A 22139-nucleotide genomic window follows, 5' to 3' on the forward strand; every position below is an offset into this window, starting at 1 on the left:
CCTACGCCGCCCCCACAACCGTCACGGTTCTAAGCTTGTTGCGCTGGAAGGCCTGCTTCAAAGAGGGGTCGATGACGCACTCGTATCCTTCCAGGCGTGCGACCAGCTTGCCGCTGCTGCGATCGAGGAACTCCATGTCGGCGCTGGCACCGTGCTGGCTCTCGGAGGTGACGCGGATGACGACCTGGACCCCCTCGCGCGGGAAGGACTCCTGGAACTGCCGGTAGCGCGCGGCGAAGCAGGGGAGGGAACCTGCGCCGAAGCGCTCGAAACTCCAGAGGATCATCATCTGGAAGGCGCTGTCGAGGACCAGCGGATCGGTGAGCCAGGAGCTCCTCAGGGGACGCCTGATCCACTTGGCAGGCGCCGGTGCGCCCTTGACCGAGGCGGCGATCCCCTTGGCGGAGCAGCCGTCCACCTGCTCGATGCCGTGCAGGTCCGGCCCGTGGAACAGGCGCTCGTTGTTGTAGATCACGCCGTCGCGCGGTGCGTACGGGGTGCTCGGGATCTCCTTGATGGAGCGGATCCCCTCGGGGTGCTTGGTGGCCAGCACGATCTCGGCGCGGGCGTGCAGGATGGTCTTGCCGTTGACGCCCGGGCTGGAGAGTTCAACAGGAACCAGCCAGAACGACTCACGTTTTTCAGCGCGTCCCGCCATCACGTTCAGGGTGAACGGGGTGTTGTCCTCGAAGACGACCCCCTTGCAGATGCGCAGGTCATTGAAGCCGTGGAAACGGAAACCCGGGTTGCCGTGCAGCGCGCCGTGGGCGAGCCACTCGACGATGACGGCCATGGGAAGCACCGCCTTGCCGTCCAGCACGTGGGAGCGCAGGAAGGGGTATTCCGGAACGGTCAGCGTGAGCGAGAACGCCTCGGACAGACTCTGCTGCTTGCCGGCCGCGGGTGCGGCGCCGCCCACCTGACCGGGGAGTTGGGCGATGGCCACGATTTCCACCGGCGCGTCGGCTGCGGAGATCTCGCGTGCCAGGAAATCGCCGCCTTCGGCAAGGCCGATGACGCCTATCCCTTCGGAGGCGAATACCTTCTTCAGTGCCGGGGTGACCATCCCGCCGTCCCACGGTCCCCAGTTGATGCTGACGCAGCGGCAGCCGGAACGGCGGCGCGCCTCGGCCTGGGCGGTCTTGTTCAGCACCTCGTTGGCCACCGCATAATCGACCTGTCCAACGCGGCCGAAACGGCCGGTGGAGGAGGAGAAGAGGGCAATGAACTTGAGGTCGTCGTTGCGGGTCGCGTGGAGCAGGGCGCGCAGACCGTGCACCTTGGTGGAGTAGACCTGCTCAAACTGCTCGGGGGTCTTGTCCACGATGAGCCGGTCGGCCAGGACGCCCGCGCCATGCACCACGCCGCGGATGGGGCCGTGGGCGCGGCGCACCTCGCCGAGCAGGAGCTCCATCGCGCTCTGGTCACGGATGTCGACCGAACGGTAGATGGCCTCGGCGCCGGTGGCGGCGATGGCGGTCAGCGTCTCGCGCAGTTCGCGCCCGGCAACCACGGAGCGGTAACGCTCCTCGATTTCGCGGGGATGGAGCTTGCCGGTGGCGTGCTGCATGATGGCGCGCTTGATCTCACCTTCGTCCATGATGCCGGCGAGCCAGGCGGGCTCCTCCTGCGGCTCCGGGCTGCGGCCGAGAAGCACCAGGAACGGATGATATTCCTTCGCCAGCGCCAGCGCCGAAACGGCGGTCACACCTCGGCCGCCGCCGGTGATGACCACGACGTCACCCTGCTCCAGGACCGGATCGGTCGGGGCCGATGCGGCCGGAAGCACGGCAGTCTGCAGGCCGAAACGACCTTCCGGGGTCAGGCCGACTTCTACCGGTCCGCTACGCAGCATTTCGACGGCCACGGCACCTGCGGCGGCTGCGGGATGGGCGAATTCGCCCAGGTCGATCGCCTTGCAGGTGACTTCCGGCCATTCGAAGGCGGCGGTCTTGGTGAGACCGGCCAGGGCGCCGGAAAGGGGATCCTTCAGCGTCTTGGTAGAGCCGAAACCGAAGGCGCCGTCCAGGCGGGAAACCGTGACGCACACGGCGCCGTCGGCGCGCCCGGACTCGATCAAGGCCGTTGCGGCGTTCTTGAGGAGCAGGAAGGCGTTTTCCAGGAACAGGTCGTCGGTGCCGGCCACGGGCGCGCAGATGACCAGGCCGGAGAGCTTCCCAGCCGGTGCGATCTGTTGTGCCTGTGCCGCGTTCACCTTGCGCACCGAGCAGCCGTGCTCGAGCAGGATGCCGCACAGTTCCGCGGCAAAGGCGGAGCCGTCGTCGGTGACCCAGATCTCGCCGTCGTTGGCAAGGGTGATGGCGTCATCGTCACTGTCTCCGAGCAGCACCGGGATCATGGAGCTGCGCTGGATCGGGTGAGCGGTTGTCTCTACCGGAGCGGCAGCGGCAACGGCAGGCGCTGCATCGGTAGAGACAGGAGCAGCAACCTCGACAGCGGCAGGGGCGGCAGGGGCGGCCGGTGCGGAAGCAGCCGTTTGTGCCGGTTGTGCAGGACCAGCGAGGAAATTGGCGATGTCGCCCAAGGTCCGTAGCGTCCCCAGGTGTTCCGGGCCGATGGCCGGGCACGCCGGGAGACGCTCCTGCAGGGCGGAAAGGATCTCGACACGCTTGATGGAGTCGATGCCCAGGTCGGAGTCCATGCCCATGGTCAGTTCCAGCATCTCGGCCGGGTAGCCGGTCTTGTCGCTGACGACTTCGAGCAGGGCTTCGCAGACGGCGGCGTGATCGACAGCGGCGGTTGGGGCCGCAACGGGTGCAGCAGGCGCAGTCGGGGCGGCAACAGCAGCAACCGTAGCAGCGGCAGGTCCGGCACCGAGGAAGCCGGCGATGTCGCCCAGGGTGCGCAGGGTGCCCAGGTGTTCCGGCCCGATGGTCGGCGAGCCGGGGAGGCGCTCCTGCAGCGTGGACAGAATCTCGACGCGTTTGATGGAGTCGATGCCGAGGTCGGAGTCCATGCCCATGGTCAGTTCAAGCATCTCGGTCGGATAGCCCGTCTTCTCGCTCACTACCTCAAGCAGAACGGCTGCGACGTCTGCACCGGCAGGTGCCGCTGCCGCAGTTTGAGGTGCTGCTACCGGGGCTGCCGCTGTTACGGAAGCCGTGCCCGCGGCGAGGTGCCCGGCGATATCGCCCAGGGTACGTAAAGTGCCAAGGTGTTCGGGGCCGATAGCCGGGGAGCCGGGCAGACGCTCCTGCAGCGTGGACAGGATTTCGACCCGCTTGATGGAATCTATACCGAGGTCGGAGTCCATCCCCATTTCCAGTTCGAGCATTTCCACGGGGTAGCCAGTCTTCTCGCTCACGACGGCGAGGAGAGTTTCAGTCACCTGTGCGGCGCCAATGCCAGCAGCGGTGGCGGCAACGGCGGTAGCAACGGGTGCTACTGCTGCAACGGCAACCGCACCAGCAGCGAGATGGCCCGCGATGTCGCCTAGCGTGCGCAGGGTGCCCAGGTGCTCGGGGCCGATGGCCGGGGAGCCGGGGAGGCGCTCCTGCAGCGTGGAGAGGATCTCTACCCGCTTGATGGAATCGATGCCGAGATCGGAGTCCATCCCCATCTCGAGTTCCAGCATCTCAACCGGGTAGCCGGTCTTCTCGCTGACCACGGCGAGGAGGGTTTCGGTTACCTGGCTGGCGGCGGCACCCGCTTGCGGCGCGGCAACGGGCGCGGCAGCGCTGGCAGCGACGGTCGATACGGTCGATACGGTCGATACGGTCGATACGGTACCGGCGGCGAGGTGCCCGGCGATGTCCCCCAAGGTGCGCAGGGTGCCGAGGTGCTCAGGTCCAATCACCGGAGAGCCCGGAAGGCGCTCCTGCAGGGTGGAGAGGATCTCGACGCGCTTAATGGAATCGATGCCGAGATCGGAATCCATGCCCATGTCCAGTTCAAGCATCTCAATGGGATAGCCGGTCTTCTCGGAGATCACGGTCAAGAGGGTCTGGGTAATCTGACTGGCGTCGGCGCCCTTCGGAGCGGCAGGTGCCGAAACAGCGGGCGCGGCCACGACAGGCGACGCAGCTGCAATGGCAACAGCCGGAGCGGCAACGGCAGCGGCAACCGGGGCGGCAACCGGAGCGGCAACCGGGGCCACGTAGGCAGGCGCCTGCGGGACGGCGACGGGCGCGGCCGGTGCAACTGCAGCCGGCGTCGCGTAGGTGGCCGGAGCAATCGGTGCGCCCATGATGAGCCGTTGCTGCTGTTCGAGGAGTGTCTGGAAGGTCTTCGCTGCGGCTTCCTGCCCTTCGAGGAAGCGGCGGTGCAGCAGCGCGGTATCCTCCTGCATTTTCTGCAGAACAGCCATTCCTTCACGGGCCAGGCGCAGAGACTCGTTCAACGCACCATGAGAGGCCGGCTGAGCGACAGGCTGCGGCTGATAGGCAGGCGCTACGGGTGCGGCGTTCTGGTAGCCGGCTTGCTGCGGTACGACGGCTGCGGCTTGAGCCGGAGCAGCGGATGCTGCTGCCGTAGCGACCGGAGCCTGCGGTGCCGCCACCATGACGGGTTTCGGCTGGACCGGCGGCTTCTTCGGCTTGGCTTTCACGTAGTTGGCGCCGCACAGCGGGATGGTCAGCGCGGGCTTCTTGCCGGTCGGTGCCGGGGCGGGGGTATGCCCCTCGTCCCAGAGCGCCATGTTCACGCCGTAGCCGAGCACGGCAAGCTGCGCCAGGGTGCGGGCCAGGTCGGCGACCCCGCCACGCTTGCCGGAGGAGGCATCGAGGGCGAAGGCCGCGTGGGGACGATTGCCGAGGATGGCCTGCGCGAGGCCCGTCAGCCGGTTGCCCGGGCCCACTTCGACGAAGTTGGTGATCCCGGCGGCGTACATCGCCTCGATCTCGGCGACGAACTCGACCGGCTTGGCGAGTTGGGCGGCAAGCTGTGCCTTGGCAGCGGTCGCGTCGGCCGGGTAGACGGCGGCGGTGGTGTTGGCGTAGACCGGGATCTTTGCCTGCGGCATGTCGATCTTTTCCAGCGCGGCCAGGAACGGCCTGGCGGCGTCGGCGACCAGCGCGCTATGGAAGGCGGCGGCAACCGGCAACTCCTTGCAGGTAAGGTCGAGTCCTTTGAAGACGGTCACGGCGCGCTTGATCTCGGCGCTGGCGCCGGAAAGAACGGCCTGGGTGGGGGCGTTCTTGTTGGCGATGACCAGGTCGAGCTTCTCGGCGGCGACGACCTCGGCGATCTTTTCCAGCGGCGCGGAGACGGCCAACATGCTCCCCTTGTCACCGGAGCCGGCGCCCATCAGCTTGCCGCGCAGGCGGGACAGTTCGTGCAGGGCGCTTTCGTCGAGCCTTCCGGCGGCGCACAGGGCGGTGAGTTCACCGTAGCTGTGACCGGCGACCGCGTCGGGTTCGACGCCGAAATCGCGCAGCACGCGCAGTGCACCGAGGCTGGTGGCGCCGATGGCGGGCTGGGCGACCTGGGTGGCGCGCAGTTCCTCTTCCTGCTTGGCGCGGCCTGCCTCATCGAAGGAGGAGGGGGGGTAAATCAAATCGGAAAGCATCTTGCCGTCAGCGGCGACGAAGCCGTCGTTGGCAGCGACAACGGCATCGAGCACCTGCGGGAACGTGCAGGCGAGGTCGTTGAGCATCCCGGTGTATTGCGAGCCCTGGCCGGGGAACAGCATGCCGAGCTTGCCGGGCGCGCCGCCGCAGGCAAAGTAGGCGCCGTCGGGTGTCTGCCAGGCGGATTTCGCGTTCTTGTCCAGCATGGCGCGGGCGTTCTTCACCAGGGAGGCGAGGTTGGTCTTGCCGCGCTCCACGACCAGCGCGAGACGGCAGGGCGCCTTCGCGTCGAAGGAGGCGCGGGAGTTAAGCGCCAGGTCGCGCAGGGCGCCCCAGGCGCTGTCGCCGGGAACCGAGTCGAGCTTGGCGGCCAGGGCAGCGCCGTCGGCACCGGAGAAGGCCAGGATCTGCGTGTTGCCGTCCCAGTCCACGCCCTGCTTCTTGGGCTGATATTCCTCGAGGACCACGTGGAAGTTGGAGCCGCCGAAACCGAAGGCGCTGACCGCGGCGCGGCGCGGCGCATCGGGACGGGGAAACCAGGGACGCTTGGCTGTCGGGAGATAGAAGGGGGAACTGTCGCCCACAACCGTCTGCTGCGGGGTCTGCACCTTGATGGTAGGCGGGATCACCTTGTGGTGCAGGGCGAGCGCGGCCTTGATGAGGCCGGCGGAACCCGCCGCGGCCTTGGTGTGGCCGATCTGTGACTTCACCGAACCGAGGGCGCACCACGGGTTATCGGCCTTGCCGTACACCTCGCGCAGCGCGCTCACTTCGACGGCGTCGCCGACCTTGGTGCCGGTGCCGTGCGCTTCCAGCATGCCGATGGTTTCCGGCGTGACGTCCGCGTTCCTGTAGGCGTTGAGGAGCGCCTTCTTCTGACCGGCAGAGCTCGGCGCGTAGATGGCGTCCCCTTTGCCGTCGCTGGAAGAACCGATGCCGCGGATTACCGCGTAGATCTGGTCGCCGTCGCGCTCAGCGTCCGCCAGGCGCTTCAAGACCACGATGCCGAGCCCTTCGCCCAGGATGGTGCCGTCGGCCGAGACGTCGAACGGCTTGGCGTTACCGGTGGGGGAAAGGGCGGGGGTCTTGCTGAAGCACATGTACATGAAGATGTCGTTGAAGGTGTCGATGCCACCGCTCACGACGATGTCCGATTTGCCGGACATGAGTTCCATGGAGGCGAGGTGCAGTGCGCTGAAGGAGCTGGCGCAGGCTGCGTCCACCACGCAGTTGGTGCCGCCTAAGTCGTACTGTTTGCTGATCCTCCCCGCGACCACGTTCCCCAGAAGGCCGGGGAAGGAGTTTTCCTGCCACGGGACGTAGGAGTCGGAGATGCGCTCGACCACGTCCTTGGCGGTCTCCTCGTCGACACCGGCGTCCTTGAGCGCGGAGCGCCAGACAGGGTGACCAAGGCGCGCCCCCAGCGGGATGACCAGTTCCAGGGTCCCGGTGACGCCCAGAATGACGGAGACGTTGCTCTTGTCGAAGGCGCGCTCGGGGCCGTAACCGGCGTCCTTCAGCGCCTGACCGGCGGCGACCAGGCCCAGGAGCTGGGATGTGTCGATCGCCTCCAGGACGTTGGGCGGGATGTTGAACTCCATCGGGTTGAAGTCGACAGGAGAGAGGAAGCCGCCGCGGCGGCCGTAGGTGCGGTCCGGGCTCTTCTGATCCTCGTCGTAATAGGCGTCCAACGGCCAGTGGGTGGAGGGGACTTCCGTGATGGCGTCGACCCCGTCCACGATGTTGGCCCAGTAGGCGTTTTTATCCGCTGCTTGCGGGAAGAGGCAACCGATGCCGATGATGGCAAGCTGAGTTCCGTTGCTGGAGACGGCAGGTTTCAGATCATCAGTTTTCAACAAAGGTACTCCTTGATTTGTGCGATTTCGAGGGGTTGCGGTGCGATCTCCTCCAGGCGCAGCTCGATGCCCTGGCTGCGCAGGAAGTTGGCGCGGGTCAGGTGCGCCGCGCCATGCAGGATGTTGAGCGCAACGGTGACGATCTTGCGCTCGGCTGCCGCCTCGAGGAAGGAGCCGGCAGCCCATTCGTTGAAGGCGCCCATGGCGGGGCCGCACCAGACCTGGTAATCCATTTTGCGGGCTTCAACGCCGTCCTTGGCCCAGTGCGCACCCATGCCGAGGTACCAGCGGAAGACCAGCGCCATCTTGTGTTTGGGGTCGCGCTCGCTGCGCTCCACCTGTGAGGGGTCGCGTTTGAGGAAGTAATCCCGGGTGCCGCGCCAGATCTCTTCCAGGGGCGCGAGGAACATGGTCTTTTCCAGCTTTTCGCGCTCCGCGGCCGGGATCTCGTCCATGCTGCCGTAGGCGCGGTAGAGCTCGTACAGCTTGGCCGCACGCATCGGGAACATGGTGCCGCGCTTCAAGACCTGCACGGTGACACCCATCTCGAACATGTCGGCGGCGGGGGCCATGGTGACGTCGGCCTGGCGGGTACCTGCCAGCATGGCGCGAACGGTGTCCGAGGTGCCCGACTCGACGCAGGCCTGGTTTACCGAGCCGGTCATGACGTACGCGGCACCCATGGCGAAGGCGGCTGCGGCAGAGGCGGGAGTGGAGACGCCGCCGCCGAGCCCGACGCGAAGCTTGCAGCCGTAGCCGTACTGACGCTCAAGCCGTGCGGCGAGCGAGTTGATGGTCGGGAACAGGGCCATGGCCGGGCGGTTGTCGGTATGTCCGCCGGAATCGGCCTCGGCGGTCACGTCCTGGGCCAGCGGCACGTGGGCGGCGAGCTCGGCCTGTTCGGCGGTGATGGAGCCGTTTTCAACCAGGGCGCGCAGGAGCTTCTCGGGGGGCGGGGCGAAGAATTTCGCCGCCAACTCCTCGCGCGACACCTTGGCGATGATCCGGTTGGGGGTGACGATGCTGCCGTCGTCGGCTCTCTTGATGCCGTGCAGGCGGTAGCGCACCAGGGGGAGGGTCAGGGCGAGAAAGGCGGAGGCCTCGATGATGCGGACCCCCTTGCGGATATAGAGCTCGGCCAGTTCCTTCTCAAGCTCCGGCTCGTGCGGGGAATGGATCAGGTTGAAGCCGTAGGGGATGTCGCCAAGGGATGCCTTCAGCCGATCGGCGGTCTCGGAAACCGTGGCGATGGGGAGGCCGGCAGCACCGAAGAAACCGAGCATCCCGGCACGCCCGAGCTCTTCTGCCATGGCTGCGGAGCTGATCCCCTTGGCCATGGAGCCGCCCAGGTACGGGTAGCGGATGCCGATCTCGCGGCAGAACGAGGGGTCGCCCAGGTTCTCGGGGAGGCAGGCGGGGGCGTACCCCACGCAGGACTGCACGCTCCCAGCGCCGCCCAACTGGGGGACGAGGTCGCCGTCCCGCTGCACCAGGTACAGGGGGTGGCGTACGACGCGGAGCGCGTCTCTAAGACTCATAACGGCATGCTCGGAACTCTCGGATTTGGCAGAGCGAGCGCCAGACTCGCCCTGAAGAGAAAAAAGATCCAAACGGGATTCTCCTGTTGCCACGAATTTGCAGCGGAGTTGCGGCGGCGTAAAGGTACTGAAAAAGGCAGAAATGTACGGCTCGGGCATAGAGAAGGCAGCTTCGCGCATCTGGTCGATTGCTGCAACGAAAAGCGGATCCGGCTGTATGCAATGGTGCCCAGTTTAACAGAGTACCTGTACATTAAATCGTGCAAAAAAGCAAGACAAGACGCGGGTTCAGGGCAACTTTTAACAGTTCGGGAGGAGGAACCGTGGCTCAATGTCCTCCCTTTTGCTTGATGGCCTCGAGCAGGTAGGGATAAACCGTATCGACGATGATGGCGTAACCCGTGCCGGTAGGGTGGACGCCGTCTGAGAGGTTGAGACTCTCCTTGCCCGCCACCTTGTCCAAAAAGAACGGGATCAGGATCACCTTGTGTTCCTTGGCGACGCGGGGGTAGATGGCGGCGAACTTGCCGGTGTAGGCAGGTCCCAGGTTCCTCAGCATCTTCATGCCCGCCAGGACGACGACCACCCCCTTGGCCCGCAGCGAGGCCACGATCTTGTCGATGTTGCGGCGGGTCAGTTCGGGATCCTGGCCACGCAGCCCGTCGTTGGCGCCGGTTTCCAGGATCACGATGTCGGGCTTGAGTTTCATGACCCAGTCCACGCGGGCCAGGGCGCCGGAGCTGGTTTCGCCGCTGATGCCGGCGTTGATCACGGTCCACTGGTAGCCGGCCTGCTGCAGTTTATGTTGCAACCGGGCCGGGTACGCTTCCGATTCGGGCACGCCTAAGCCGGCGGTGAGGCTGTCGCCGAAGGCGACGATGGTGCCGCGGCCGGCCGGTTTGGCGTCGCCTGCGGCGAACACCGCCCCCGCGCCGGCAACGGCGCAGAGTGCCAGGGTGAAGATGGTGAAGAAGCTGCGCATGTCTTTCTCCTTTGCAGGCGGACCCGTGGCCCCAGTGCCCGCCGTGGCCCCAGTGCCCTCAGTGAAGCGGGGGGGGACGCGCCGCCCCCTAGCCTCTAGTCCTTCGCCTTTCTACTCGTCCGACTGCTCGCGCAGGAAGGTCACCGGCTTTTGGCGCAGCAGCGGCAGGGTCACGGCCAAACCGACCAGTACCACCAATGACGTGGTCCCCAGCAACAGCAGCAGGCTGTCAACGGGGTAAGGCTGGTACCCCATGTCGAGCCCCTTGCGGCAGATGAGCAGACTGGCCACTTGGGACATGAATAGGGCGATCACGCCGCTGACGAGCCCCAGCAGCAGGTTCTCTGCGGCGAAAACCGCCAGCACGAACCTGCGCCTCGCCCCCAGGATGGTGAAGTAGACGGCTTCCTGGATCCGGGCGTAGCGGGTCGCGAACACCGAGCTTACCACGATCAGCACCCCGGCGACGATACTGAACGCGGTGAAGAAGCGCACGATGGTGGAAAGCTTCCCCATGATGCGCCCGAAGACGACCACCGTCTCGGTGAGATCTATGACGCTCACGTTGGGAAACTGGGCGACGACCTGGTTCTGCAGGGAGCTTATGCGCTCCTTGTCCACCCGGACCGCGGCGAAGATGGTGTGCGGCGCGCCAGAAAGCGCATCAGGCGGGAAAACGAAATAGAAAAAGGGCGTAAAACCACTGCTGGTGCGGGTGCGGATGCTTGCGATACGGGCGGTCATCGGGACACCCTGGATCTTGAAGGTGATGCTGTCGCCGACCTTCATGTCGTGCATCTTGAGCACCGTGTCCAGCACGGACACCTGCAAGGCATCCTTCCAGTCCTTTCTAAAGAGCGTGCCGCCGGAAACGATGCGCTCGTCGGAAAGGAGATCGCTGCGATAGGTAAGGTTCATCTCCCGCCCAAGGTTGTCGCCGCGCGATTTTCGCTCCTGTTCCGGATCGATCGCCTTGTCATTAACGGCAATCACCGTCCCCTTGACGATGGGGTAGTAGTCGGCGCCCCCCCCCAGAAGCCTCGCCACGCCTTCCTTCTGGTCGGGCTGGATGTCGATCAGAAAGACGTTGGGGGCGCCGGGCGGGAAGGATTCGATGAAGCTTGCGTCGAGGTTCTTCTCTACCAGGGTGATGGAGAAGATCACCCCCAGGGCGGCTGAAAGGGTGACGATGATGGAGAGGGAGGCGTTGTGCGGCCGGAACAGCCCCCTGAGTGCCTGCCTGAGCGCGAGGTTGCCCGGTCGGCTCGCCTTGAGCAGCCGCAGCACCAGGCTGGCAAGCAGGTAGGAGACCAGGATGAGCGCCACGAGGGCCAGCATGAAGTAAAGCCCCGTCTTCAGGTCGCGCAGCCGGAGCAGCACCATGGAGAGAAAAAAGAGCGCGCCCAGCCCGGCGATGATCCAGGAGGAACGGCTCCAGATCCTGGCGGCGTCCTCCTTGCCGAAGATGGCGCGAGGCTTCACCTCCTTGAGCCGGTAAAGGGGGAGGGCGGTGAACAGGAGCACCACCGTCAGGCCGATGAACATCCCCTGCCAGATGGCACTGAACGAGATCTGCAGCGTCACCTGGGCGGGTATGAGCCCGCTGAACAGGGCGGGAAGGAAGCGCTGTAACACGAAACTGCCGGTGAGGCCGACCAGGGTGCCGATCGCCCCGAGAACCAGGGTCACGGAGAGGAAGTGCCCGATGATGAAGCGGCTTTTCGCCCCCAGGGCCTTCAGTACCGCGATGGTCCGCTCCTGCTCCTTCAGCAGGGCGAAAAGGGTGCTCTGGATGCCGAAGCCCGAAAGAAGCAGCGTAAAGATGCCGCTCAGGTTGAGGAAGAAGAGGAGGTTGTCGAAGAAGCGCTTCACCCGGGAGCCGGCGTTCTTGTAGGTGGCGACATGTACGCGGGTTTCGTCGCTTGCGGCCGCAAGGCGTGCGGCGACGGCATCAAGGTCCCCCTGGTGCGCCAGCTTGAGCAGGGTCACGTGCTCAACGCGGCTCCCCAAGCCGATCAACCCGAGCGCCTCCCTGTCCGCCGCTGCGACGAAAACCCTGGGGCCCAGCGAAAAGAAATTCACCGGCCGGTCAGGCTCCTGCAACACCACGTCGCGTACGACCAGCGTTTCGTTCCCCACCTTGAGGGAATCTCCCAGGCGCAGGTGCAAGCGGTCCAGAAGCTGCTGTTCCACGACCAGGCTCCCCGGCTTGAGCACCTCGGCCAGCGCCTTTCCTGAGCGGAGCAGCACCCTGCCGTAGAAGGGGTACCCCGGCTCGACCACCTTCAGGTTGCAGAGCAGGGAACCTTCACCCGTTACCTTCTGGACCACGGAGTAAAAGTCCCAAAACCTGGCACTTTTGGCCTGTCCGTTTTGCACCAGTGTGGCGATTTCCTTTTCCACAGAAGGGGGGAGGGGGGCGTGGGACCTGACGATGACGTCGCCGGCATGCAGCGACTGCGCGTCGCGCAGAAGAGAGCTCTCGACGCTCTCCCGGAAGCTCCCCAACGAGACCAGGGTGATCATGGAGAGCGCGACGCAGAGAATGAAGACGGCGCACTGCCGCTTCGCTCCGGTCATCTGTCGCGCGATGAAGCGGAGGTTAACCATGCGCCGTGTCCGTGACCACCCGCCCGTCCTTGAGCGTCACCACGCGGTCCGCGCTCCGTGCGATCTCGGGACTGTGGGTCACCAGGAGCAGGGTGGTGCCGCGCTCGCGCTGCAGCTCCAGGAGCAGCTGCAGTATCGCGGATCCGTTGACCGAGTCGAGGTTGCCGGTCGGTTCGTCAGCGAAGATGATGCGCGGGTCGTTGATCAGGGCGCGGCAGATGGCGCAGCGCTGCTTCTCGCCGCCGGAGAGCTGGTGCGGAAAGCTGGCCATCCGGTGTGCCAGGCCGACGCGCTCCAAGAGCGCCTCCGCCTTGGACCGGGCCGCGCGGTCCTGCCTCAGCTCGGCCGGGAAGGTGACGTTCTCCAGGGCCGTCAGCGATGGCACCAGGTGAAAGGACTGGAACACGAAACCGAAGGTGCTGTTGCGCAGCGGGGCGAGGGCGTCCTCGGCGAGGTCGGTGATGTCGCGCCCCTCGATGCATACGCGCCCTTGATCGGGGCGGTCCAAGCCGGAAAGTATGGTGAGGAGGGTCGACTTGCCGCTGCCGCTTTCTCCCTTTACCACCAGGAATTCCCCCTCGGACACTTCCAGGGAAATGCGGTCGAGCACGGTGATGTCGCGGCTGCCGATACGGTAGTTTTTGGTAACGTCGAGCGCTTGCAGGATGGTCATCAGGGTAGGGTTCCGATCTTCAACGAGGCTGAACTGCACAGACGGAAGTTTACAGTTAGAATTTTTTTATTATACTCTCCAGCTCGGGACGCATGATTTCTCGTTCCTACATAGTTCCAAAACCAGGAGAGGTTGCCATGCGAAAGTCCGGATGTCGAATGAAAAAAAGGGTGCGCTGCTTCGCCGACTGTAAAACCAGCAGCGTCGGGGCCGTCATGCCAGGCAGCGGCAAGCCTTTATACTACTGCAGCCTCGATGAGGCGGAGTGCCGTTACGCGCTGCCGGTCGGCTATGACATCGTCTGCAGGCATCCCGACTGTGAGCTGTTCGATACAGAGCACCCCGCCCGCCATCCCTACCGTTGAACGCGACTCAAAAGAAAAGGGGCAGGTCCCAGGAACTGCCCCGCAGGTTTCTATCTGGTAATCCGGTACCCCGTCAGCGCTCCGGTTCCTCGGGATACGGTTCGAAGAAGCCCTTGGCGGCCTTGCACACGGGACAGTGCCAGTCAGGCAGCAACTCCTCGAACGAGATATCGGGCGGGACGTCGTTGACGGGGTCCCCCTCGGAAGGGTCGTAGACGTACTGGCAAATGGTGCAGATCCATCGCTGCATGGGCAATCTCCCCTCGCTTGCGCGTGCTACCACTCAACCGAATCCGGCTCCCTCTTGACGAGCAGGATGCTGCAGGGCATGCGACGCAGGATGGCGTCGTTGTCCCGGCCAAAGAGTATATGCTCGATGCGCCCTTCTTCATGGGCAAGCAGCACCATGAGGTCGATCTTCTCGTCCTTCACCACCTGCATGATCTCGTCGACCGGCTTTCCTTCCTTGATGAGGACCTTGATGGGAAGCCCGGAGCGTATCTCCTGGCCGATCATCTTGTCGAGTTCGTCCTTGGCCCGCTCCCTGGTGCTGGCGTAGTTCTTGACCTCGTCGGGAATGGCGCTGGGCGCATTCAGCGCGCCTCCCGCCATGCTCATGGTCCCTTCCGGACTGGTGACGATATGGAGCACCATGAGTTCGGAGCCGTATCTCCTGGCGATTGAGACGCCTGCCTGGACTGCATCCCGGCAGTATTCGCTCATCCTGTTGACCACGAGAACGCGTTTGTAATTTTCCATGGCCTTGCCTCCTGAGTGAACGTCGCTTGTGTGGATCCCGGTTTTTCTGCAAAAAAAGCATCCGCCTGTACCGTGCCACCTGTTTTAGGTGTCAACGAATCCGACGAAGGAGAGGCGCTAATGATCGACCACCCCAGTATATACGATTGCCAACCTGCGGCAACTTGGTATAAATATTTCCAATCTTGCACCGGCCCCCTTCTGAACCCTGCCTGCAGGTAATTCCACGCCGTTAACGGAGGTGACACATGCGCAACCTGATCAGGATCGCCGTACTCTTGTGCCTGACCACCCTGCTTTGTTCCTGCGCTTCGGTTTCCGTGGTGGACACCTGGCGCAACCCGGCGCTGACCGGCAGCCGGGTGCACAAAGTGCTCGTGGTGAGCTTCGCCAGACAAGGGGGGGGCCGCGCCGTGTACGAGGACATGCTGGTCAGTGAACTGCAAAAGCATGGGGTCGAGGCGGTAGCGAGCCATACGATCCTGTCGCAGGCAACGCTGCCGGACTGGCACGCACTCGACCGGGCCGTGCGATCAACGGGATCGCAGGGAATACTCACCGTGCAGACCATCAAGGTGGAAAAGCAGATGACGGTGCAACCTAGTGCAATCGCGTCGCCGTATCCCGGCTACTGGTATCCTCCCGCCTTCCCGGATTGGAACTTCCCCGGTTACTACCAATCCATGGCCATCTACGGCCCGAGCTACGTGACCACCTACGACATCGCCACCGTGCAGGTAAATCTGTTCGACGCGAGTTCCGACAAACTGCTCTGGGCCGGCACCATGCAGGCCTACGAGCCGGAAGCTGTCACCAGGGTAGGGAAGGACCTGGCGCACAAGGTGGTCAAATCCCTCAAAAAGGAAGAACTGATCTAGGAGTCCCCGATGCCTTGCCTGGGCCCGGTGCCGCGCTCCTTTTACGACCGCGACACCATTGATGTGGCACACGATCTCCTTGGAGCATTCCTGGTCCACGATGTGGCCGGAGAGGTGAGGGTGGGGAAAATCGTCGAGGTGGAGGCGTATCTCGGCGAGCTCGACCTGGCGGCGCACTCTTCCAGGGGGCTCACGCCGCGCACCCGCATCCTCTTCGGCCCGCCCGGCTTTGCCTACGTCTATCTCATCTACGGGATGTACTTTTGCATGAACGTGGTGACCGAGCGGGAAGGAAACGCCTGCGCCGTGTTGCTGCGCGCCCTGGAGCCGGTGCGAAACCTGCGCGATCGCAGCCAGGGACCGGGGCTGCTTTGCCGTGCCATGGGGATCGATCTGCGCCACAACGGCCACGACCTTGAGAGCCCGGACTTCTTCATCGCGCCCCGGGACGAGAACGAAGCGCGCCAGGTGGTGGCGCGGCCTCGCATCGGCGTCGCATACTCGGGCATCTGGGCCGCGAAGCCGCTTCGCTTCTACCTCGAGGGAAGCAGGTACATATCCAGGAAGTAACAGCACAATCAATCCACGCCCCTCCTCTTTACCGCACTTCTCCCCCTTGTGGTGGACCTGACAGAGATCCTGATCGGCCGACGTGCCGTATCTCCTGGCGAAGTTCAACGTAGCCCTGCGCTCAAAACATTAGTGCAAACAAATCTCACTCCGCTATACTCTTCTGCATTTGCCAAGGAGAGCCCGCCATGGAAATGGAACAGGCCGAGCAACTCTACCGATTGATGTTCACCAACATGAGGGAGGCGCTCGTTATCCTGCACCTGGACGTGCGAAACCCGGACGCACCGCCGCAAATCATCGAGATGAACCCGGCGGCGGTGAAACTTTGTCGCTGTTCGTCCTTCAACTTCCAAAGTTGCCTAGTGACCGACTGCTTTCCCTACTGGTTCGATGAGGACCGGTTCAAGGAGCAGTGCCACCGGCTGGCCGCCTTTGGAGGATCACAGGAACTGGGGGAGGTTGCCCGGGAGGACCTCTTTTACCGGATCCGGATCTTCGCCCTTACGGACAACCACATCGGCATGGTGATCAGCGACTGCACCCGGTACCGCGAGGAGGAGGCGGAAATCGCCGACCTGAGCGCCAAGCTGGAAAAGGAAGCCGCCACCATGGAGCGGCGTGTCGCCGAACGCACGGCCCAGCTCGAGGAGATCAACGAGGAACTCGATTCCTTCGCCTTCTCCGTCTCCCACGACCTCCGGGCACCCATACGCGCCATGCAGGCCTTCGCCGAGATCCTGCTGGACGACGAACAGCAGACCCCGGCTGAGCGAAATGCCTACCTGGTCCGCATCAAGACCGCGGCCCAAGGGATGGACCGGCTCATCCAGGACCTGCTCGCCTACAGCCGCGTCAGCAGGCAGGAGATCACCCTCGAGCCGGTGAGCCTGGAACAGGTGGTGCGCGACGCGGCCCAGCAGCTGGAACTGGCCGCGGGCGGCAAGGCCTACCGCCTGGAGATATCAAGCGACCTCCCCACCGTGATCGGGCACCCGGCGGTTCTGGTCCAGGTGGTACTCAACCTGATGACCAACGGCATCAAATTCGTGCCCAAGGGGGTGGTCCCTCTGCTGCGCATCTGGACCGACGAGTCGCAGGAGTACTGCCGTCTGTACGTTGAGGACAACGGCATCGGCATAGCGCCGCAGCACCAGGAGAGGATCTTCAAGATCTTCGAACGCCTGCACAGCATGGAGAGCTACCCCGGGACGGGGGTCGGGCTTGCCATCGTGCGCAAGGCGGTGCAGCGCCTGGGCGGGCGGATCGGGTTGGAATCGAATGAAGGGGAGGGGAGCCGGTTCTGGATTGAACTCAGGAGGGCGGAATAGCGCCGGGGGAACCATGAGCTACGTGCACCACACCATCCTCCTGGTCGACAGCGACCAGGACCAGGCACATTTCACCAAACTCGCCCTGCAGCGGGTCGGCGTGATCACCCCGGTGCAGAGCGCCAGGGACGGCGAGGAGGCCATCGGCTACCTAAGCGGCAGGGAACCCTACCAGGACCGCGACTGCTACCCGATGCCGGTCCTGATGCTGCTCGATCTGAAGCTGCCGCACATCTCGGGGGTGGGGCTTTTGTCCTGGCTGCGGGAACAGCCCGCCTTGAAGCGTCTTCCCGTGGTCGTGCTCACCACGCCCGTCCCCCCGGCGGACCTCAACCGGGCCTACGAACTCGGCTGCAACTCCTTCCTGGTCAAGCCCAACTCGTTCAACGCGCTGCTGGTGATGATGCAGAACTTGGTGCAGTACTGGCTGGGGCTGAACGTCGCTCCTGAGCTTGCGGCCAACCCCTCGGCCCAGGAGCAAAATGGCGGCACCAACCCACCCGTCTGAAAGCTGGATCGTACCCCGGCAGCAAACCAACCCTGGACTCGCCCCGAGGGAAAGACATGGGAGATGCGGCAACCACACTTCGTGCAGTCCCATCCGATGCCGAGAGCCCGGCGACCGGGAAGAGCGTCAGCCGCAGCCACCTGGTGAACCGGCTGAACTACATCAATTTCCAGGACCAGACCGTCCTGGTCAGCCTGAAGCACCTGGTCTACGAAGACGCCATCCTGCTCCGGGCCCGTCCCGAACCGTGCGCGGGCGAGCGGCTGGAGTGCCGGTGGTATGAGCCCTGGGGCATCCAGCAGATCCTCAGGACCTACCGCTTCGACTACCTCCTCATCGCCGACGGCAAGAAGTACCTGGTGGTTAACTCCGAGCTGCTCTCCATGGACGACACCGGGCTGTCCCTGCTCCTCCCACCTGCCTGCCGCGAATTCCAGGCCAGGCGGATCCGGCGCCATCCCGCCAGCGAGATTTCGGCGCAGCTGCTGCAGCACGGCGTCCTCTTCAACTGCGCGCTGGTCGATTTCACCCCCGTGACGCTCAGGGTCTCGGGAAGCTGGGATCGCCCCGAGGCCATCAACTGGATCAACACTGAAGAACCGGTGCATCTCAAACTGTCGCGCGGGGATGAGGTGATCTTCTCGGGTACCTTCGACATCCTGTCGCTGCACCCCGACATCCGGTGCTGCTCCTTCGTGCTGAAGCAGCACCAAAACAACTTCCGCCGTTTCAGGACCAAGACCTACAGAAACGAGCGCAAGGAACTGGTTCCATCCCCCAACATCGTGTTCGACCACCCCCTGATCGGCAGGAGGGTGAACCTGAAGATGGGCGACATCTCCGGTACCGGCTTCTCCATCGAGGAAAACGAAGGGGAATCGCTGCTGCTCCCGGGCATGATGATCCCGGGGGTCAAGATCAGCTTCGCCCAGGGGCTCACCCTCGACTGCCTGGCACAGGTGCTGTCGCGCAACGTGACGGGGGGGGAGGGGGAGGAGAGGACCGTCCGCTGCGGTTGCGCGGTCCTGGAGATGGAGATCACCGACCACGTCAAGCTCCTCTCCATCCTGCACCAGGCGGCGGACCGCAACGCCTACGTCAGTACCGAGGTGGACCTCGACGACCTGTGGAACTTCTTTTTCCAGACCGGCTTCATCTACCCGGGGAAATACGTGCACTTCCAGGCCAACAAGGAGCGCATCAAGGAGATCTACGCCAGGCTGTACAACGAAAGCCCCCACATCGCCCGGCATTTCATCTACCTGAACCGCGGAGCGATCCTGGGGCACCTCGCCATGGTCCGCTTCTACCGCGACTCCTGGCTCATCCACCACCACGCCGCCCGCAAGTCGGCCACCGTTAAGGCGGGCCTGGCTGTTCTGGAGCAGGTAGGGGAGTACCTGAACGAACTGGAGAGCTTCCCCTTTGCCCACCTGCGCTACGTTTTTTGTTACTACCGGCCGGACAACAAGTTTCCCGCGCGGGTGTTCGGCGGCTTCGCCCGCCAATACGATGACCAGGGAAGCTGCTCGCTCGACCTGTTCGCCTACTCCCATTACATCCCCCAGGGAGAGGAGCCGCCCCCCTGGCCCGAGCCGTGGGTTTTAGCCCTCAGCAGCGACTTCGACCTTACCGAACTGAACCGCTTCTACCGCCACGTCTCCGGGGGGCTCATGATCGACGCCTTCGACCTCTACCCGGGCGCGGCCGGGAGCAGGGAGGTCAACGGCGAGTACCGAAGCCTCGGCTTTCGCAAGGAGATCTACCTCTACTCGCTGCGCAAGGGCGGCAGCCTGAAGGCCTTCTTCCTGGTGAACTGCACCGACGCCGGCTTCAACATGGCCGAACTCACCAACTGTGTCACGGTGATCGTCATCGACGAGGAGACGCCGGCGGAACTGATCGAGCTTTCCCTGAGGCGGGTGAGCCGTCACTACGAAGGGGAGGGGATGCCGGTGCTCACCTTTCCGAACGCCTACGTGGAAAGCAAGTCGCTCCCGCGCGAGAAGAGCTACCTGCTGTGGACCTTGGACATGCATTACAGCGACCACTTCCTGCAGTACTGCGACGCCCTTTTCAATGGGCACGCGAAAGGGCGCTGAATCCCCCGGAGCCGGAATGGAACCGTCCCGCCTACGCGACATGCCGCTATACAACAGCAGGATCATCAATTCCTTCATCCTGCTGGTCAAGCACAAGTACAGCCACGTCGACATCAACGAACTGCTGGAGTACGCCGGGATGAAGGATTACGAGGTGGCCGACCAGGCGCACTGGTTCCGGCAGGACCAGGTGGACCGCTTCTACGAAAGGTTGCTGCAGATGACCGGCAACCCGAAGATCGCACGCGAAGCCGGGCGCTACGCTGCCTCACCCGACGTGCTGGGCGCGATGCGCCAGTACATCCTGGGGCTCGTCGACGCGTCCAGCACCTTCGACATCATCAGCAAGGCCACGGCGAACTTCACCAGGAGCACGACCTACCATTCCCGGCGCCTCGCCTCCAACATGGTCGAGATCACCGTCACCCCTGCGGAGCCCGGCCTGGAGAAGCTGTACCAGTGCGAGAACCGGATCGGCTTCTTCGAGGCGATCGTACTGATGTTCAATCACAAGCTCACCGACCTGCAGTACTTTCCGGAGATCCGCCACCTCCCCACCATCCAGCAGCCGGAATGCGTGTTCCGTGGCGACCCGGTCTGCCGTTACATCGTCACCTGGGAAAAGAGCGTCTTCACCTACCTGAAGAAGGCACGCAACCTTTTGGCCCCTGTCCTGGTCGCCGCCAACCTGTTGCTGCTCTTCTCCCTGCAGGGAGAGGGGGGACTCCAGATCCTGCTCGGCTCGCTGTGCCTGTTCCTGCTGGTCTCCCTGGCAGCGGAGACGAGCGAGAAGAGGGCCGTCAAGGAGGGGCTGAGCAGCACCAACCAATCGATCGAATCCCTCCTGGAGCAGATCGATCTCAACTACAACAACGCCATGCTGACCCACGAGATCGGACAGCGGCTGGGGAACTTCACCCGGCTCGAAGAGATGCTCATGGACGTGGCCGACATCATGCAGCGCAGGCTCGAGTACGACCGCGGCGCGATCTTCCTGGTGAACGGCGACGAGGGGAGACTGCAGCTGCGGGCCAGCTACGGCTACGGCGCCGGTGAACTCGCCTGCCTGAACGGCCTCGACCTGCCGCTTGATCCAAACGGCGCCGGCAAGGACGTCTACGTCGCCTGCCTGAAGGAGCAACGGCCTTTCCTGGTCAATGACCTGGAGCTGGAAAAAGAGACCCTCGGCCGGCGCACCCTCGCCTGCGCCCTCAAAAACGGCACCCGGGCCTTCATCTGCTGTCCCGTCGTGTCCGACGGGATCTCCCTCGGGGTGCTGACCGCGGAAAACGTGAAGGCCAAGCGCCCCCTGGTGGAAAGGGACGTGAGCCTGTTGATGGGGACCGCCTCCATAATCGGCATCAGCTACCGCAATTGCGAGCTGATCGGCGCCCTGGAACAGGCCAAGCAGGAGCTGGAGGAGCGGGTGGAGCAGCGGACCGCTGACCTGGAACAGAGCCGGCGCAAGATCGAACTGCAGCACGAGGAGCTGACCCGGACCCTGTTCGAGCTCGAGGAGGAGACCGCGCAAAGGCTGCAGGCGCTGGAGCAGTTGGGGGAGAAGGAGCGCATGCTCCTGCAGCAAAACCGCCTGGCCGCCCTGGGGGAGATGATCAGCAACATCGCCCACCAGTGGCGCCAGCCGCTCAACGAGCTCGGGCTCATCGTGCAGGAGCTCCCGGTCATGTACGACCGCGGCGGGCTCAGCCGGGAATACCTGGGGGAGAGCGTGGCCCGGTTCATGAAGGTGCTGACCCACACCTCGAGGACCATCGACGACTTCAGGAACTTCTTCAAGCCGGACAAGGAGGCCGTCTCCTTCCGGGTCGCCGAGGTGGTCCAAAAAACGCTGTCCCTGGTCCAGGAGAGCTTCCGGCACCTGCAGATCGCCGTGGACCTGCAGATAAAGGGGGATCCCGTCATAACCGGCCACCCCAACGAGTTTTCCCAGGCGATCCTCAACATCCTGTTCAACGCCCGGGACGCCTTTTTGGACCGCAGGATCGAAAGGCGCGAGATCAGGGTCGCCGTGTTCGAGGAGCAGGGGCGATCCGTGGTAACCGTGCGGGACAACGCCGGGGGGATCCCGGAGGGGATCCTGGAGAAGATCTTCGACCCTTACTTCACCACCAGGGGACCAGAGCGGGGAACCGGCATCGGCCTGTACATGTCCAAGATGATCATCGAGAAGAACATCCCCGGCAGGCTCACCGCACGCAACGTGGCCGGCGGGGCCGAGTTCCGCATCGAGGCGCCCGGCAAGGCGCGCCGGGTAGAGCGCCCCGATTGACAAGGTGACGGAGCAGGCTAGAATAAGCGATTGTTAATGTGCAAAGACACAGATTCTAACCACTGCCGCACTGGCAGGCGGCCGAGCAGACGCAACAATCTGAAACGCTCGGCTTTTTTTCGGCCGACGGCCCCCGCCGGCGCGGAGAA

At 64.2% G+C, this 22139-nt stretch carries 14 protein-coding genes; 7 read left to right on the forward strand and 7 right to left on the reverse strand.

What is annotated here, in order from left to right:
- Position 1: 1 nt before the first annotated feature.
- The 5 genes from KP003_RS08930 to KP003_RS08950 all read right to left on the reverse strand — a co-directional run bounded on the left by KP003_RS08930 (position 2) and on the right by KP003_RS08950 (position 13187).
- A complete protein-coding gene (locus KP003_RS08930; RefSeq protein WP_216791638.1) occupies positions 2–7384 on the reverse strand; it encodes a type I polyketide synthase in 7383 nt (2460 codons plus the stop codon).
- Positions 7381–8994: a PfaD family polyunsaturated fatty acid/polyketide biosynthesis protein gene (locus tag KP003_RS08935; RefSeq protein WP_216791640.1), complete on the reverse strand. Its 1614-nt coding sequence runs from the start codon at positions 8992–8994 to the stop codon at positions 7381–7383. The genes KP003_RS08930 and KP003_RS08935 overlap by 4 nt, the downstream gene beginning before the upstream one ends.
- Before the next feature lie 256 nt (positions 8995–9250).
- Positions 9251–9904 (reverse strand): arylesterase, encoded by a 654-nt coding sequence (locus KP003_RS08940; RefSeq protein WP_216791641.1) that lies wholly within the window; start codon positions 9902–9904, stop codon positions 9251–9253.
- Positions 9905–10015: 111 nt separating this feature from the next.
- Entirely contained in the window at positions 10016–12514 is a 2499-nt protein-coding gene (locus KP003_RS08945; RefSeq protein WP_217300596.1) for an ABC transporter permease, read from the reverse strand.
- Positions 12507–13187 (reverse strand): ABC transporter ATP-binding protein, encoded by a 681-nt coding sequence (locus KP003_RS08950; RefSeq protein ID WP_216791644.1) that lies wholly within the window; start codon positions 13185–13187, stop codon positions 12507–12509. The genes KP003_RS08945 and KP003_RS08950 overlap by 8 nt, the downstream gene beginning before the upstream one ends.
- Before the next feature lie 158 nt (positions 13188–13345).
- Here KP003_RS08950 and KP003_RS08955 point away from each other — a divergent pair, with 158 nt between their 5' ends.
- A complete protein-coding gene (locus KP003_RS08955) occupies positions 13346–13552 on the forward strand; it encodes a hypothetical protein (protein WP_239027643.1) in 207 nt (68 codons plus the stop codon).
- Between the two features lie 73 nt (positions 13553–13625).
- Here the strand turns inward: KP003_RS08955 and KP003_RS08960 are convergent, their stop codons facing one another.
- Positions 13626–13802: a rubredoxin gene (locus KP003_RS08960; RefSeq protein WP_216499250.1), complete on the reverse strand. Its 177-nt coding sequence runs from the start codon at positions 13800–13802 to the stop codon at positions 13626–13628.
- Between the two features lie 26 nt (positions 13803–13828).
- Entirely contained in the window at positions 13829–14311 is a 483-nt protein-coding gene (locus KP003_RS08965; protein WP_216499249.1) for a universal stress protein, read from the reverse strand.
- A 248-nt stretch (positions 14312–14559) separates the two neighbouring features.
- Here KP003_RS08965 and KP003_RS08970 point away from each other — a divergent pair, with 248 nt between their 5' ends.
- The 6 genes from KP003_RS08970 to KP003_RS08995 all read left to right on the forward strand — a co-directional run bounded on the left by KP003_RS08970 (position 14560) and on the right by KP003_RS08995 (position 21990).
- Positions 14560–15189, forward strand: coding sequence for a DUF4136 domain-containing protein (locus tag KP003_RS08970; protein WP_217300598.1), 630 nt, complete (start codon positions 14560–14562; stop codon positions 15187–15189).
- A gap of 9 nt (positions 15190–15198) precedes the next feature.
- Positions 15199–15759 carry a DNA-3-methyladenine glycosylase gene (locus tag KP003_RS08975; RefSeq protein ID WP_216499246.1) on the forward strand — a complete coding sequence of 187 codons (561 nt, stop codon included), beginning with the start codon at positions 15199–15201 and terminating at the stop codon, positions 15757–15759.
- Positions 15760–15947: 188 nt separating this feature from the next.
- Complete coding sequence (locus KP003_RS08980; RefSeq protein ID WP_217300599.1) at positions 15948–17090, forward strand: sensor histidine kinase; 1143 nt, start codon at positions 15948–15950, stop codon at positions 17088–17090.
- A 13-nt stretch (positions 17091–17103) separates the two neighbouring features.
- Positions 17104–17598, forward strand: coding sequence for a response regulator (locus tag KP003_RS08985; protein WP_216499243.1), 495 nt, complete (start codon positions 17104–17106; stop codon positions 17596–17598).
- 56 nt (positions 17599–17654) lie between these two features.
- Complete coding sequence (locus KP003_RS08990) at positions 17655–19700, forward strand: pilus assembly protein PilZ (protein ID WP_216791650.1); 2046 nt, start codon at positions 17655–17657, stop codon at positions 19698–19700.
- Between the two features lie 16 nt (positions 19701–19716).
- Entirely contained in the window at positions 19717–21990 is a 2274-nt protein-coding gene (locus KP003_RS08995; protein WP_216791652.1) for a GAF domain-containing sensor histidine kinase, read from the forward strand.
- Positions 21991–22139: the final 149 nt, after the last annotated feature.

It is taken from the genome of Geomonas diazotrophica (genome assembly GCF_019063885.1).
GTDB classification, from domain to species: Bacteria; Desulfobacterota; Desulfuromonadia; order Geobacterales; family Geobacteraceae; genus Geomonas; species Geomonas diazotrophica.